This window comes from Mesorhizobium sp. M0189 (assembly GCF_040322135.1).
Lineage (GTDB): Bacteria > Pseudomonadota > Alphaproteobacteria > Rhizobiales > Rhizobiaceae > Mesorhizobium.
The window spans coordinates 90249-104555 of the sequence record NZ_JAMYSW010000012.1 but is presented as its reverse complement, the minus strand read 5'-3'; the positions used below and the strand labels follow the sequence as shown (position 1 = coordinate 104555).

Annotated in this window: 15 protein-coding genes, 1 tRNA gene and 1 pseudogene; 11 read left to right on the top strand and 6 right to left on the bottom strand. The window is 61.7% G+C overall.

Annotated features, from left to right (window positions below):
• The first annotated feature begins 20 nt into the window (after positions 1-20).
• Positions 21-737 (top strand): amino acid ABC transporter permease, encoded by a 717-nt coding sequence (locus NKJ09_RS21250; RefSeq protein WP_352499137.1) that lies wholly within the window; start codon positions 21-23, stop codon positions 735-737.
• An 18-nt stretch (positions 738-755) separates the two neighbouring features.
• Positions 756-1448 (top strand): amino acid ABC transporter permease, encoded by a 693-nt coding sequence (locus NKJ09_RS21245; protein ID WP_352763421.1) that lies wholly within the window; start codon positions 756-758, stop codon positions 1446-1448.
• A 213-nt stretch (positions 1449-1661) separates the two neighbouring features.
• Here NKJ09_RS21245 and NKJ09_RS21240 read toward each other — a convergent pair.
• From NKJ09_RS21240 to NKJ09_RS21230, 3 genes and pseudogenes are all read right to left on the bottom strand, one after another.
• Positions 1662-1746, bottom strand: a tRNA-Leu gene (locus NKJ09_RS21240).
• A 340-nt stretch (positions 1747-2086) separates the two neighbouring features.
• Complete coding sequence (locus NKJ09_RS21235; protein ID WP_352495605.1) at positions 2087-2620, bottom strand: CPBP family glutamic-type intramembrane protease; 534 nt, start codon at positions 2618-2620, stop codon at positions 2087-2089.
• A 358-nt stretch (positions 2621-2978) separates the two neighbouring features.
• Positions 2979-4839 (bottom strand): annotated as a pseudogene (locus NKJ09_RS21230) (ABC transporter ATP-binding protein).
• Between the two features lie 370 nt (positions 4840-5209).
• Between NKJ09_RS21230 and NKJ09_RS21225 the strand changes: the two are divergent.
• Positions 5210-5797 carry a YqaA family protein gene (locus NKJ09_RS21225; protein ID WP_352483530.1) on the top strand — a complete coding sequence of 196 codons (588 nt, stop codon included), beginning with the start codon at positions 5210-5212 and terminating at the stop codon, positions 5795-5797.
• 29 nt (positions 5798-5826) lie between these two features.
• Positions 5827-6345 (top strand): disulfide bond formation protein B, encoded by a 519-nt coding sequence (locus NKJ09_RS21220; RefSeq protein ID WP_352495606.1) that lies wholly within the window; start codon positions 5827-5829, stop codon positions 6343-6345.
• Between the two features lie 230 nt (positions 6346-6575).
• Here the strand turns inward: NKJ09_RS21220 and NKJ09_RS21215 are convergent, their stop codons facing one another.
• Positions 6576-7133 carry an HNH endonuclease gene (locus NKJ09_RS21215; RefSeq protein WP_023677956.1) on the bottom strand — a complete coding sequence of 186 codons (558 nt, stop codon included), beginning with the start codon at positions 7131-7133 and terminating at the stop codon, positions 6576-6578.
• Positions 7134-7262: 129 nt separating this feature from the next.
• Positions 7263-7904 (bottom strand): DNA-3-methyladenine glycosylase family protein, encoded by a 642-nt coding sequence (locus tag NKJ09_RS21210; protein ID WP_352495607.1) that lies wholly within the window; start codon positions 7902-7904, stop codon positions 7263-7265.
• 122 nt (positions 7905-8026) lie between these two features.
• On the opposite strand from NKJ09_RS21210, the gene gluQRS reads away from it, so the two are divergent.
• Together gluQRS and NKJ09_RS21200 are read left to right on the top strand one after the other, a co-directional pair.
• Positions 8027-8902 carry a tRNA glutamyl-Q(34) synthetase GluQRS gene (gluQRS, locus tag NKJ09_RS21205; RefSeq protein ID WP_352495608.1) on the top strand — a complete coding sequence of 292 codons (876 nt, stop codon included), beginning with the start codon at positions 8027-8029 and terminating at the stop codon, positions 8900-8902.
• Positions 8903-9047: 145 nt separating this feature from the next.
• Positions 9048-9938, top strand: a complete 891-nt coding sequence (locus NKJ09_RS21200) for a DMT family transporter (RefSeq protein WP_023721067.1) — start codon at positions 9048-9050, stop codon at positions 9936-9938.
• On the opposite strand, the gene NKJ09_RS21195 is transcribed toward NKJ09_RS21200, so the two are convergent.
• Positions 9905-10759 carry a YihY/virulence factor BrkB family protein gene (locus NKJ09_RS21195; RefSeq protein WP_031194564.1) on the bottom strand — a complete coding sequence of 285 codons (855 nt, stop codon included), beginning with the start codon at positions 10757-10759 and terminating at the stop codon, positions 9905-9907. The two genes, NKJ09_RS21200 and NKJ09_RS21195, sit on opposite strands and share 34 nt — an antisense overlap.
• A 57-nt stretch (positions 10760-10816) precedes the next feature.
• Here NKJ09_RS21195 and NKJ09_RS21190 point away from each other — a divergent pair, with 57 nt between their 5' ends.
• The 5 genes from NKJ09_RS21190 to NKJ09_RS21170 all read left to right on the top strand — a co-directional run bounded on the left by NKJ09_RS21190 (position 10817) and on the right by NKJ09_RS21170 (position 14295).
• Positions 10817-11683, top strand: coding sequence for an SDR family oxidoreductase (locus tag NKJ09_RS21190; RefSeq protein WP_352483565.1), 867 nt, complete (start codon positions 10817-10819; stop codon positions 11681-11683).
• A gap of 23 nt (positions 11684-11706) precedes the next feature.
• Positions 11707-11898 carry a twin transmembrane helix small protein gene (locus tag NKJ09_RS21185; protein WP_023677950.1) on the top strand — a complete coding sequence of 64 codons (192 nt, stop codon included), beginning with the start codon at positions 11707-11709 and terminating at the stop codon, positions 11896-11898.
• A gap of 29 nt (positions 11899-11927) precedes the next feature.
• Complete coding sequence (locus NKJ09_RS21180) at positions 11928-12509, top strand: cob(I)yrinic acid a,c-diamide adenosyltransferase (protein WP_023721070.1); 582 nt, start codon at positions 11928-11930, stop codon at positions 12507-12509.
• A 25-nt stretch (positions 12510-12534) separates the two neighbouring features.
• Positions 12535-13338, top strand: coding sequence for a rhomboid family intramembrane serine protease (locus NKJ09_RS21175; protein WP_023721071.1), 804 nt, complete (start codon positions 12535-12537; stop codon positions 13336-13338).
• Between the two features lie 207 nt (positions 13339-13545).
• Complete coding sequence (locus tag NKJ09_RS21170; RefSeq protein ID WP_023677947.1) at positions 13546-14295, top strand: electron transfer flavoprotein subunit beta/FixA family protein; 750 nt, start codon at positions 13546-13548, stop codon at positions 14293-14295.
• Positions 14296-14307 lie beyond the last annotated feature (12 nt).

The window sequence follows — 14307 nt, the reverse complement described above, 5'->3', positions numbered from 1 at the left end:
GCAAGAAGGAGCGTTTCAAAGTGGATGTATCTGCTATGATTCCCGAGTTGCTCTCGGCACTGCCGCTGACGCTCGCCATCACGTTTACAGCCCTCATTTCCGGGTTCTGCCTGGCTCTCATCGCGACAACCCTCCGGGTCCGCAGAGTGCCAGTCATCAGTCACCTGGTGGACCTCTACGTGTCCTATGCCCGCAGTGTTCCTGTCGTACTGCAGTTGTTCGTCGCGTTTTATGGGCTTCCGCTGTTGGTGATCCTATTCGGCGCCAAAGATTTTATTTCGGCGACGATGGCTGCCATGGTGGGGTTGAGCCTCTACCACGGCGGCTATCTGTCGGAAGTCATGCGGCCTGCATACCTGGCCGTCGATCGCGGCCAGCACGATGCGGCCGACAGCCTTGGATATACGTTCCGACAGAAAATTACTCGCGTCGTGGGTCCTCAGGCGGTGCACTTCGCTTTGCCGGGCTATGGGAACTCCATCATCTACCTGATCCATAACGTTGCGCTGGTCATGTACATCGGGGCGGCCGACGTCATGGCGACCGCGCATCTGATCATGGAGCGCGACTACAACCAGTTCCAGTTCGAAACCTACCTCGTCCTGGCGGTCATCTATTCGCTGATGTGCCTGGTCGCATGGCTCATCGTGCGCTTCTTCGAGCTTCGATCACCGATGCAAGCGCCTGAGGCGACGACAACAACTCCGATCAAGAACGAGCTCCTCGCGAGCGTCTGACGTAAGGGTAATCCGACCATGTTTGATACCGATATTTTGCTCCAGGACACGCAGGAAATTCTGAGTGCCGTACCCGTGACGATTGGAATGGCGCTCATGATTTTCGTCCTGTCGACGATAGTCGGCAGCATATTCGCGCTTATCGAATACAGACGGGTGCCGGTGCTGCGAGAGCTCATCATGACTTACAAGATCGTCTTCAAGGGCGTTCCGATGGTCATCGTGATTTTCCTCGCCTATTTCGGTCTGCCGCCCGCATTCCAGTTCCTGTTCTCATTGCTCGGGATCAACTTCAACGCCCACGAAACCCCCAATTGGGTCATCCTTGTCGTTGCGATTACCGGCTGCGTCGCCGCGTTCCAATCGGAGATTATCAAGGGAGCCCTGAATGCCTTCGACACCGGTCAGTCGGATGCCGCCCATTCGCTCGGCTATACGGACGGCCAACTGTTCCGACGGATCCTATTTCCCCAAGTGGTCCTCACTGCAATTCCCGACCTGACGACTTCGATGATGGTCATCATGAAGGCGCTTTCTCTCGGATTCGCCATCGAGGTTGTTGATATCTTCGCCCAGTCCCAGTTGACTGCCGCGCTGAACTACTACTACCTCGAAGCCTTCGTGATTGCCGTCGTGATCTACATGGTGATTGCCTACATCGTCACACAGATTGCCGACAGGCTGGAGCGGGCGCTCAGGGTGCGAACTTGAGGGCAAGCATGTGGGATAGGATGGCCAAGCTTCAGATATCGAGCCGCACCTGGGAAGTAATTCTTTTGGGCATGACGAGCTTGAGGAGAAGCCCATATAGCCGATGTATGTACCGGTGAGTTTAAACTCCGCCTGCGCGTTTTAGATCCGCATTAGGAATGGAGCCAAGGCAGCCAGCCTCCGCCACAACCTTGACAACGAGATTTGAGAAGATGGTGCGGGTGGTCGGGCTCGAACCGACACTCCTTTCGGAACTGGATTTTGAATCCAGCGCGTCTACCAGTTTCACCACACCCGCAAAGCACTAACTTGTTGATCTCTCAACGCTCTCATGCTGCACCTAGGTAAAAGCCGAAAGAGCGAGAATTGAGAAGCGGCGTACTCCTAACCTATTGAAACACATCGGTATTGCGCTATGCGCGGGAGGTAGACGCTACCTGATTTTGAGTCGAGCGCGTCTACCAATTCCGCCATAGGGGCTCAGGCCGGGCGGCCTGGATGGGCGCGGACTATACGGTTGGAGGCCTGTTCGTCAACTGGCCAATTCCCGAGACCCTATCTAGCCCAAGCCCAGGCTTTCGATTTCGTCGATCGGAGGCTTCGGTCCATAGTGGGCATCTCAGCCCGTTTGAACCCTTCTACCTCAACAGCGGCCACAGAATGCCGATGAATGTTGACACCCCATCCATGAGCCAATGCGCCGTCGCCAGCGGCAGGATGCGGCGCACGCGCAGGTACACGAGGGTGATGAATGTCGAATGGGCGATAGGCGCCAAGAGCCGGTAGAGCATGAAGTGTGGGTCGAACGTCAGCGGCATCACGGCGTGCTGAAACGACCAGGAAAACGCTACGACGGCAACGGCAAATCCCGTGCTTCCCGACAAGACTTGGAAACGCGGCAGAAGATAGCCGTTATAGGTGGTCTGCTCCGTAATGCCCCAGACCAACGGAAAGATCAGCACCCCGTAAAGCGCAGGCAAGAGCGGCAAAGGTCCGTATATTTGCAGTGCATCAGGGTTGCCGTAGACCAACAGGCTGCTGGCGATGATCCCACCGTAGATGAAAACGAGGCTCGGGAGGATGAGCGCGACGCCCAACAACAGATCGCGCCCCAAGCGTTTGCGATCGAAGCTGATAAAATCGAGCAGCGTGATGCCCTCGCGCCCGTGCAAGCCACCACAGGAGACCAAGGCAGCCCGCGTCGATCAAACTGCCGTATGCCGGCAGCCAAGCCCCTGCGTCGCGCCAGGGCGTTGCCGAACCGTGCGCTGCATAAATGGCCGCAACCAGGCCCTGCGCGGCAACAGCGAACGCCGAGCGCGCGAACAACATCAAGGCGGGGCCGGACCATGTCAGCACGCCGGCAGATCGCCGCTCGAGAATGGCAGCACGGGAGTTCGGGACTGTGGCTTCGCTCATGATCGGCTTCCGAACGCTACGGTGGAAACGAGTTCAGCCAATTCCGGTTTCTGGAGTGAAAGCAGAATGTGTCGAGCCGGCCATGAGCAAAACATCATCACCGAGGGCGGCTCACATCTCCTCGATGGCGTCGGCAATGTAGCCGCCGGTCTGACGCTTCCACAGTCGGGCATAGAGCCCGTCGCGTTCCAACAGCGCCGATGGTTTTTCCCTCCTCGACGATGCGGCCTTTGTCGAGGACGACGATCCGGTCCATCCTGGCAATGGTCGACAGGCGATGGGCGATGGCGATCACGGTCTTGCCCTCCATCAGAACCGCGAGCTTGGACTGGACCGCCGCCTCGGCTTCGCTGTCCAGTGCGGACGTCGCCTCATCGAGAACCAGGATTGGCGCATCCTTGAGCAACACCCGGGCGATCGCGACGCGTTGGCGCTGGCCGCCGGAAAGCTTCACGCCGCGATCGCCGACGAAAGCGTCGTAGCCGGTGCGGCCTTCAGCATCTCTGAGATCGGCGATGAAGCCGTCGGCCTCGGCCAGCATCGCGGCGTGCTCCAACGCCTCCGGCGGGGCATCGGGCCGGCCGTAGCGGATGTTGTCGCCGACGGAGCGATGCAGCAGCGAGACGTCCTGGGTGACGACGCCGATGCTCTCCCGAAGGCTGGCCTGGGTCACGCTGCGGAGATCCTGTCCATCGATCAGGATCGCGCCGCCCTTCAGCTCGAAGAACCTTAGGAGCAGGCTGACAAGGGTCGACTTGCCGGCCCCGGAGAGGCCGACGAGCCCGACCTTCTCGCCTGCGCGCACGGCGAGCGACAGGTCTTCGATCACCCTTTGGCCCTCGCGGTATTCGAACTGGATGTTCTTGAACTCGACTTCGCCGGCCGTGACGTCGAGCGGGTTGGCGTTCGGCGCGTCTTTTGTAGTCGGCGGCGTCGTCACGACCGGCATTGCGTCGCGGATGGTGCCCACCGCCTGGAAAATCTGCTGGCCCATCTGCAGGAAGGCACGGGAGTTGGCATTGAGCCGCTGAACGATGGCGATCGATGCGGCGAACTGGCCAATCGTGACAAAGCCGGCGACAAATCCCCAGAGCCCTATGGCAACGTTGGTGAGAAAGAGCGCAACATTGAGCAGGACGACGCCCACGTCGGTCGTCAGATAGATGCGCCTTTCGCGCTGCTGGGTCTCGATGGCGTTTTCCATGACGGTGCGCATTGCGCCCGCCTCGCTGTCTTCCGCCGCAAACAGCTTGACCATCTGGATGTTGCTGTAGAGGTCGGTCATGGCGCCGACAACAAGGCTGCGCCCCCGCGTCGAGCGGCGCGAGCGTTCGGAATATTGGGGCACCGCCACCACCGCAATGGCGATGTTGGCGGCGATCCAGACGAACACCGGAAGCGCCAGCGGCCAGGATACCGCGCCAAGCAGAACGAGCGAACCGACGAGCTGCACCAGAAATAGCGGTATTCTGTAAAAGGCCACGACGATCTGCTGCTGCACCGCGGATGCGACTTGCGAAATGCGCGACGCAACCTGACCTGCGAAGAGATCGTGGAAGAAGGCAAGGTCCTGGCGTTCCACCGCCTTGTGGCCCTGCCATTGCATCGCCGCCGGCATGCATACGGCCACGGTCTGCGAGTTCAGCGCATTGCCCAGGAAGATGAGCAACGGCAGCACGGGGAAAACCAGCACGCCGAGCACGACCAGCGTCGGCCAGTCCTCGTGCAGGAAAACCGCCGCGCCCTTCGCGCTCACCCCGTCGACGACGAACGAGGCCCCCCAGATCGTCGCAAGGTTGATCCCCTCGATCGCCATCATCAAGACGGTAATGGCCGCAAGAGTGCCGCGGAACATCCTCGCGAAATGCAGGAGCAGCGCAAACGGCCCGCTCGCTGGCAGCGGCCCGGGTGGAATATCCAGCGGACGGATGAGCGTCTCAAAGGGGCGGTAAATGAAATCGGAGAACGTCATGGCGGCGCAAAGGGCGGATGGAAAGACAGGATGTGACAAAAATCGCCGTATTTAAACACGGATCGTGTTCGACGGGAAAACCCACGATTTATTAGATATTGCCTTGACGCACTTCAGGCGGGCAGGTGCTCGATGCCATGGCCTGGTCGTCAACTGGCCAAATCCCGACATCTGGGCTCGCTCAAGCCTCAGCCTTTCGATTTCGTGAAGCAGCTGCCATTGTGCAGCGCGGAAAATCTTTCTAGACAGGCGGCGCATGTCATTGAAGCGCACCTTGTCCGACGAGATTGATACGGCGCGCTTCCAAGTCTTGTTTGTACATGTCGTGACCCAAGACCACTACCGGTTTGGGCGTGCATTAGGAGTGCCGATGCTTCGCGGACTTTACGACTGGACCTTGTCGCTGGCGGCCAGCAAATCGGCCGAATGGTGGCTGGCCTTCATCGCCTTCGTCGAGAGCTCGGTGTTCCTGGTGCCGGCCGACGTGCTCTATCTGCCGATGGCGCTTTCGCGGCCGGATCGCGCCTATCGTTACGCGCTGGTCGCCACCGTCGCCTCGGTGCTGGGCGGCATCGCCGGCTGGTTCATCGGGCACTACGCCTATGACGCGGTGGCGCGGCCGATCCTCGAATTTTACGGCAAATATGACGAGTTCGAGGCGATGCGCGTCTCGTCGGGTGTTGGCTTCATCATCCTGATGCTGGTCACCTCCGGCCTCGCCCATCTGCCGCCGATCAAGGTGGTGACAATCCTGTCCGGCGTCATCGGCGTTCCTTTGCTGCTGTTCATCGTGCTGGCAATCGTTGCGCGCGGAGCTCGCTTCCTGTTTCTCGCCTGGCTCTTGCGCCGCTATGGCGAGCCGATCCGCCACTTCATCGAAAAGCGCCTTGGCCACATTGCGGGCGCCGGCGCCGCTGCCCTGATTTTGCTCTATATCGTCGTCAAATACGCCGTCTGAACGGCATCGAACCGAATGGACTGAGTCCGATGACAGCGACCGTGAATGCCGATACCGGACGCCAGCGGCTGCGCACCGCCCTGTTCCTCGCCGTCGCCATGGCCGCCACAGTCGGCTCGGCGCTGGCCTTCCAGTATGTTGGCGGCTACATCCCTTGCAAGCTCTGCCTCGAGCAGCGCACCCCTTACTATGCCGGCGTGCCCTTGATGCTGCTGGCGGTGCTTGCGTCGGCCCTTAAGGCGCCCGCCTGGATAAGCCGTGGCCTGCTGGCCATTGGCGGCCTGCTGATGCTCTACGGCCTCTATCTCAGCGTTTATCACTCCGGCGTCGAATGGGCGTGGTGGCCGGGCCCGACCGATTGCACCGCAGCCGCCGGACCGGTGGACACCGGCGGCAAGGGCGTGCTCGACGCGCTCGACAAATTCGTCCCGCCCTCCTGCGACAAGGCGGCGCTCCGCATCCTCGGCCTGTCCTTGGCCGGCTGGAACGCCATCGCCAGCTTTGTCCTGGCAGTCGTAGCCTTCCGCAGCGCCTTTGCCCGCGATTGAGCGGTTCACCCTTGCGCCGACGCGAGATTATTCAAGAATTCGGCAGGCTGAGTCGTATCAAGTGATTATCGAGAACCGGAGCGGAGCGTACTAAAGTACGTGAGCACCGGCCTACGCCAGCCGTAGCCTTAACTACCACACCACGACCGCTCATAAATGCTTCGGCCGGCGAAGGCCGGAAGCGCAGAAAATCGCTTCAGACGGCCAGCCTCCCGAATTATCGGATGATCTCAAGGCTCCAGTTCGACATCCCAGTACAGATAATCCATCCAGCTTTCGTGCAGATGGTTGGGCGGGAACAGCCGGCCGTTATTATGCAAATCATGCACCGTCGGCTGGTAGGGCTTCTGCAGCGGCCACATCTTGGCGTGGGCCGGCATCATGCCGCCCTTCCTCAGATTGCAGGGCGAGCAGGCAGCGACGACATTCTCCCAGGTCGTGGCGCCGCCGCGATGGCGCGGAATGACATGGTCGAACGTCAGATCGTCCGGCGTGCCGCAATATTGGCACTGGAAACGGTCGCGCAGGAAGACGTTGAACCGGGTAAACGCCGGATGCCTCGACGGCTTCACGTAGGCCTTCAGGCTGACGACACTCGGCAGCTTCATCGAAAAGGTCGGCGAAGAGACGGCGTGTTCGTATTCGGCGACGATGTTCACCCTCTCGAGGAACACCGCCTTGATGGCATCCTGCCAGGACCAGAGCGACAGGGGGTAATAGCTGAGCGGACGGTAATCCGCATTCAGCACCAGCGCTGGAAGCCCATCCGGAGATACGGCAACCGTCACGTCGTTGACCTCCTTCACCCTAGAACCGGTCGACGCGGATACTGTAAGCCCGACATGACAGGGATGTGAAGCGGATTGTCGATCATGCCGGGTCTCAAAAACGCATGATTTCAATGCTTTTTTGCGGATTCAGGCCGGAGGCGCGGCATCCCTGCCCTTCAATTCGCGATAATAAGCCCAGAAAAGCCGCGATGCGACACCGCGCCACGGGCGCCATGATTCGGCAAGCTGGATCAGCATTTTCTCCGGCGGACGCGGGTCGATGCCGAGCGCATGGCCGACCGCGCTCTGCAAAGCAACGTCGCGCGCCGGAAAGATATCTGGGTGTCCGGCGGCAAACAAAAGGTAGACTTCAGCCGTCCACGGGCCGATGCCTGGCACCTTGGTCATGGCTGCGATCGCCTCCGTCGCATCGAGCTGGCAGAGGTGATCGAGGTCGAGCCCGTCGGCCACCGCCTGGGCGACGGCAATCAGGCCGCGCTGCTTGGGCCGCGACAGCCCGACCTCGCGGAAGACCGCCTCATCGGCGGCTAGTATCGCCTGTGGCGTCAGCGGATCGAGCAGTTTCGTCAGCCGGCCGAAGATCGCATCGGCGCTCGCGCGGGACACTTGTTGCGAAACGACGATCGAGGCAAGGCTTCTGAAGCCCGGCTCCGACAGCCTGAGCGGCACCTCGCCGGCCATGCCGCGCACCTTGTCCAGGCGCGGATCGAGCAGGCACAGCGCGTCCAGCCCTTGCGCAATGTCGTCGAGACTGGCGATGCGTTGCATGTCTGCTTGTTCCAAAATCAAAAGTGCCGCACGCTCCGTTGCGCGCCCCTCTGGACGCGCGACGCTGCCGGCGCAAAGTAGCAATTGGCGAAACTGCCGCACAACCCGATTGCCGCCGGACAATGACACTGCTGACATTCCGCTTCGCGCCGAGCCCGAATGGCGAATTGCATCTCGGCCACGCCTATTCGGCGCTGCTCAACCAGAAAATGGCCAAGGCGGCGGGCGGACGCCTGCTGCTGCGCATCGAGGACATCGACACGACACGCTGCACGCCGGAATTCGAGGCGGGCATTTTTCGCGACCTGAAATGGCTGGGGCTTGGCTGGGAGGAACCGGTGCGCCGCCAGTCCGAGCACTTTGCCGAATATCGGGCTATGCTCGAGCGGCTGATCGAGGAAGAGCTTGTCTATCCAGCCTTCATGAGCAGAAGTGAGATCCGCGCCTTCATCACCGACAGCGAAAAGCGCGGCCGCGACTGGCCTCGCGACCCGGACGGCGTGCCGCTCTATCCCGCCGCCGACAAGGCGCTGCCGGCGAGCGAGCGTAAGCGGCGCATCGTCGAAGGTGCACCATTTGCCTGGCGGCTAGACGTCGATGCGGCAATGGCGCGGGTCGGCAGGGACCTGACATGGGCCGAATACACGGACGAGACGCTCTCCGAGGCGCGTCGTGTCGAAGCCCATCCGCAGGATTGGGGCGACGTGGTCGTGGCGCGCCGCGAAATCCCGACCAGCTATCACCTCGCGGTCACCATGGACGACGCGCTGCAGGGCGTCAGCCATGTCGTGCGCGGCCAGGACCTTTATTCCGCGACCAGCGTGCAGCGGCTGCTTCAGCAACTGCTTGGCCTGCCGCAGCCGGCCTATTTTCACCATCGCCTGATCCTCGGCCCGGATGGACGAAAACTGTCGAAGAGTCTTGGCGATACCGGCCTTGCCGCCCAGCGTAAGGCGGGCGCCTCGCCCGACGATGTCAGGCGGCTGGTCGGTCTTTAGACCGGTGAGCCGACGGCCATCAACGGCGCTCCTTCAATTCAAATGACTCTATGGATCAACCGTTTGGTTTTGCTTGCCGGCCCGAACGGCATTAAGCAATCGCCGCAGTCGATCCCTCACCCGAATTCACCGCGGCCTCCAGAAAATGCACAGCCTCAAGCGGTTCATCCCCGCCTCTTTCGTCGTCCTGTGGGCGACCGGCTTCATCGGCGCGCGCTATGCCATGCCGTGGGCGGAGCCTTTTACTTTCCTGGCTGCGCGCTTTGTCCTGGCCGCAATCTTGCTTGTCGCGTTGATGGCCGCGCTTGGTTCGAGCCGCGCCACCCGCGACGAGGCGCTGCACGCGGCCGGCGCCGGCATCCTGATGCATGGGGTCTATCTCGGCGGCGTGTTCTGGGCCATCCACCGGGGCATGCCCGCAGGGCTTTCAGCCCTGATCGTCGGCCTGCAGCCGCTGATCACGGCAGTGCTCGCCGGCCGGCTTCTGGGCGAGGCCATCCTGCCGCGTCACTGGGCCGGTCTCGGCCTCGGGTTGATCGGCGTGGTAATCGTGCTCTGGCCGAAGCTCGGCGCGCTCGGCGGCGGCGTGACCGCCGAAACATTGGGCGCCTCGCTGGTCTCCGTACTCGGCATGAGCGCCGGCACGATCTGGCAGAAGCGTTTCGCCTCCGGCGGCGATCTGGTGGCTGCCACGTTCTGGCAATATGTCGGCGGCGCATCGGTGATGGCTCTGGCCTCGCTCGCCTTCGAGACCCGAACGGTGATCGTCAACGGCGAACTGATCTTCGCCACGGCCTGGCTCGTGCTGGTGCTGTCGATCGGTGCCATCTTCCTGTTGATGGTAATGATCCGCGACGGCGAGATGTCGAAGGTCGCCTCGCTGTTTTACCTCGTGCCGGCCGTCACCGCGGTCATCGCCTGGACATTGTTCGGCGAGCAGCTGAGCCCACTCCAGATCGCCGGCATGGCCATCGCGACGCTCGGCGTCGGGCTGGCGACGGCTCAGCCACCGACGCGGGCGCGCGCCTCCAAATAGCGGCTGATCGCGGCGTTGAGCTCGCCGCCGAGGATGAAGATCGCCGAGACGATGTAGAGGAAGACAACGGCGATCATGATCGAGGCGAGGCCGGCATAGGTCGTCACATAGGACGAGAAATGGTCGAGATAGGCGGCGAAGATGGTCGACCCGATGAGCCAGCCGACCAGCGTGAAGATAATGCCAGGCACGATCGAAACGAACCGGCGCTTGCCGGCCGGCAACCAGAAATGCACGGCGAACAGGCCGCCGATGATGACGACCGAGGCGATGACGTAACGCCAGAGGGTGATCGTGCCCATATAGGGTTTTATCCATTCAAGATGAGATTCGGCCAGCCGCGCCAGCAATGGCGCAAAGACCAGCAGCACGCTGATCGCCAAAAACCCGGCCGTCGCGATCAGCACGAAGATGATGCTCTGCACCCGCCGGTAGATGATGCCGCGCGTTTCTGAGACACGATAGGCGCGGTTGAGCGAGGTGCGCAGCGCCTCGATGCCGTTCGAGGCGAAGTATCCGGCAAGCACGATACCGTAGGTCAACAGGTCGCTGCGCCTGACGGTAAGCACGTTGAGCACTTCGCGCGCGATCGGTTTGGCGATCTGCTCGGGCCATGTGTCGAACACAAGGTGCACGGCGGTGTCGGCGAAAGCCTGCGCGCCGAAAAAACTCGCCAGCGTCGTGGCGAAGATCAGGAAAGGAAAAAGCGCCATCAGCGCGGTGATCGCCAGATGGCTGGCCATTGCCCAGCCGTCGTCGGTGTTGAAATGGCCGAGCGCGTCGTAGAGCACGCGTTTGAGGGCTACGATCTTCCGCAACAAGAACCGCGTTCCCTTCGATTGTCCCGACGCCGCGAATATGGGAAGGGTTTGCGGCAAATGACAACCCTCGGTCAAACCACCATTCCTCCCGAAGAAGAGTTGCGCACCATCATTGTCACCGGTGCCTCTTCCGGAATAGGCGCCTATTGCGCCCATGCTCTTAAGAAGGAAGGCTGGCGGGTGTTCGCAACGGCCCGAAAGCCGGAAGATATCGCTACGCTCGAGGCCGACGGCATCGAGGCCTTTTATCTGGACTACACCGAGCCCGGATCGATCGAGGCGCTGGTGGCGTCGGTGCTGGAGCGGACCGGCGGCCGGCTCGATGCCCTTTTCAACAACGGCGCCTACGGGCAGCCCGGTGCCGTCGAGGACCTGGCGGTCGAAGCTTTGCGGCAGCAGTTCGAGGCCAATGTCTTTGGCTGGCACGATCTCACTCGCCGTGTCGTACCGGTGATGCGCCGCCAGGGCCATGGTCGTCTCGTTCATTGCTCATCGATCCTCGGCCTCGCGCCGCTGCCTTTCCGTGGCGCTTACTCGGCATCGAAGCACGCCGTCGAGGGGCTGATGCTGTCCCTTTATCAAGAACTCCTCGGCAGCGGCATCCATGTTTCGCTGATCGAGCCGGGGGCGGTGAAATCGAAGATCGCCAGCAACAGCCTCCCCTGGTTCCTTGCGAACATCGATCACGAGAACTCAGTCCATCGCCTCGCCTATGCTGTGCAACTCAAACGGCTGCGGGCCGGCGGCAGCACATCGCGGCTGAAGCCCGGGCCAGAGGTGGTTTATGCCGCCTTGCGCCATGCGCTTCTGTCGCGGCGCCCGCGCCCGCATTATGTGGTAACTGTGCCGGCCAGGATCGGCGCGATCCTTAAACGCATCCTGCCGTCTTCGGTACTCTATCGTCTGCTCGCCAAACGCGCCTGAACGCAATCCAACTGGAACACACCATGGCAACTGTCTTCAACATCCTCGCTGTTCTCGTCATGGTCGCCGTGGTGATCGTGCTGATCCGCGGCCTCATCAACATGATGCGCGGCGGCTCCAGCATGACCTCCAACAAGCTGATGCAGACGCGCGTGCTGTTGCAGTTCGTGGCCTTGGTGCTGATAATGCTGGCGGTGTATTTCACCCGTAAGTGACGCACCGGCCGGCAGCCGGGAGGTAACCCGTGGTCAAGCTCAACAAGATCTACACCCGCACCGGCGACGATGGCACCACCGGCCTCGGTTCTGGTGAGCGGCGGCTGAAATCCGACCTTCGCATCGACGCCTACGGCACGGTCGACGAGGCAAATGCCTGCATCGGCATGGCTCGCATCCATACAGCGGCGGTAAATCCGGCGATCGATGCGATGCTCGGCCGCATCCAGAACGATCTTTTCGATCTCGGCGCCGATCTGGCAGTCCCCGATAATGGCAAGCCGCTCGACTACGAGCCGCTGCGCATCATCGCCTCGCAGACCGAGCGCATCGAACAGGACATCGACCTCCTCAACAAGGACCTTGAGCCGCTCAAATCCTTCGTGCTCAACGGCGGTACGCCGGCAGCGGCTGCCCTTCACCTCGCCCGCACGGTGGCCCGCCGCGCCGAGCGCATCATGGTGGCGCTGTCACAAGATCCAGACGAGCACGTCAACCGCGAGGCGATAAGATACATCAACCGTGTCTCGGACTTTCTGTTCGTCGCCGCACGCGCGGTCAATGACAATGGAAATGCCGACGTGCTATGGGTTCCCGGCAAGAACCGCTGAATCCGCCGGAAGCGGGAGAGGCCCGATGTTCATCCCGCTTTACGACACCAACCGGCTGCGGCACATCAAGCTGCAATATGTGACGATCAGCCTGATCGCGCTCAATGTGTTGATCTATTTTGTAACAACACTTGGCGGCGAGGACTTCGCCAACGCCGCGGTATTGGGCCTCGGCTTCATCCCGTCGGTTGTGCATGACAGCGTCGAGCTCGCTCCGCAATTTGTCGTCATTCCGGAGAGCCTGAGCTATCTGACCTATTCCTTCCTGCACGCGGATATCTTCCACCTCGGCGGCAACATGCTGTTCCTGTGGGTGTTCGGCGACAATGTCGAGGATGCGCTCGGCCATGTCCGCTATCTCGTCTTCTACCTGCTTTGCGCCATTGCCGGCGCTTTCTTCCAGGGCTTGGTGGCCTGGGATTCGCAAGTGCCGCTGATCGGCGCGTCGGGCGCCATCGCCGGTGTCGTCGCCGCCTATCTGATCCTTTATCCGCGGGTGAAGGTATGGGTGCTGGTCTTCGCCCGCATCCCGTTGCGCATCCCGGCCTTCATCCCGCTCATCCTGTGGATTCTGTTCCAGATCTTCATGTTTGCCCAGGGTGGCGAGGACCAGGTCTCCTGGGCCTGCCACATCGGCGGCATCATCGCCGGAGCCGTGCTGGTGCTTGTCTTGCGCAGCCGCGGCGTGCCGCTACTCGCCGGCGCCGACGAGGAGCCAGCCGTAGTCGCCGGGCCGGCGCCCATTGCCGTGGAGCCGCCGGCAAGCGATCTGCCGCCCGCCCAGCCGGCGCCGCGCTGGGGCCGGGGAAGCGTTTCCGGGCCGGACTGAACCGATTTGAATGCTTTGCCGAGGATCCGAGTGCGCCCGGGATATTGACGGGCGGGGTCGCCGCAACTACGGAAGCGCCACCCTACTGGCGTGGCGAGACCAGAATTCCGTCCGGAATGTCGGCTTTCGACAACTCTGAAGAGGTGCACGCTGCTATAGCGCGCCCGACGAGCGTGAAGAGACTATCGTGAAAGAGGTGACAGGCAAATGAAGATCCTTGTGCCCGTGAAGCGGGTTGTGGATGCAAACGTCAAGGTCCGGGTGAAGGCGGACGGTTCGGCGGTGGAACTCGCCAACGTCAAGATGGCGATGAACCCGTTCGACGAGATCGCGGTGGAAGAGGCGATCCGGCTGAAGGAAGCGGGCAAGGCCGAAGAGATCATCGTCGTGTCGATCGGGCCGCAACAGGCACAGGAGACCTTGCGCACGGCGCTCGCCATGGGCGCCGACCGCGCCATCCTGGTCAAGACCGACGAGCAGACTGAGCCGCTGGGCGTCGCCAAGGTGCTGAAGGGGGTCGTAGAGGCAGAACAGCCCGGCCTGGTCATTCTCGGCAAGCAGGCGATCGACGATGATTCCAACCAGACCGGCCAGATGCTGGCTGCACTTCTCGGGTGGGCGCAGGGCACCTTCGCCTCCAAGATCGTGCTCGACGGTGACAAGGCCACGGTGACGCGCGAGGTCGATGGCGGCCTGCAGACGCTGGAACTGAAGATGCCGGCAATCGTCACGGCCGATTTGCGGCTGAACCAGCCACGCTACGCGTCGCTGCCCAACATCATGAAGGCCAAGAAGAAGCCGCTCGACGAGAAGAGCCCTGCCGACTACGGCGCCGACGTCAAGCCGCGGCTGAAAGTGATCAAGACCGAGGAGCCGGGCGGCCGCAAGGCGGGCGTTAAGGTCAAGAGCGTCGCCGAACTGGTAGACAAGCTGAAAAACGAAGCCGGCGTGCTGTAAGGCCAGGAAGGG

Coding starts and splice junctions, on each gene's coding strand:
- NKJ09_RS21245 (WP_352763421.1), top strand. CDS start 756: ATGTTTGATACCGATATTTTGCTCCAGGACACGCAGGAAATTCTGAGT.
- NKJ09_RS21225 (WP_352483530.1), top strand. CDS start 5,210: ATGCTTCGCGGACTTTACGACTGGACCTTGTCGCTGGCGGCCAGCAAA.
- NKJ09_RS21220 (WP_352495606.1), top strand. CDS start 5,827: ATGACAGCGACCGTGAATGCCGATACCGGACGCCAGCGGCTGCGCACC.
- NKJ09_RS21210 (WP_352495607.1), bottom strand. CDS start 7,904: ATGCAACGCATCGCCAGTCTCGACGACATTGCGCAAGGGCTGGACGCG.
- gluQRS (WP_352495608.1), top strand. CDS start 8,027: ATGACACTGCTGACATTCCGCTTCGCGCCGAGCCCGAATGGCGAATTG.
- NKJ09_RS21200 (WP_023721067.1), top strand. CDS start 9,048: ATGCACAGCCTCAAGCGGTTCATCCCCGCCTCTTTCGTCGTCCTGTGG.
- NKJ09_RS21190 (WP_352483565.1), top strand. CDS start 10,817: ATGACAACCCTCGGTCAAACCACCATTCCTCCCGAAGAAGAGTTGCGC.
- NKJ09_RS21185 (WP_023677950.1), top strand. CDS start 11,707: ATGGCAACTGTCTTCAACATCCTCGCTGTTCTCGTCATGGTCGCCGTG.
- NKJ09_RS21175 (WP_023721071.1), top strand. CDS start 12,535: ATGTTCATCCCGCTTTACGACACCAACCGGCTGCGGCACATCAAGCTG.
- NKJ09_RS21170 (WP_023677947.1), top strand. CDS start 13,546: ATGAAGATCCTTGTGCCCGTGAAGCGGGTTGTGGATGCAAACGTCAAG.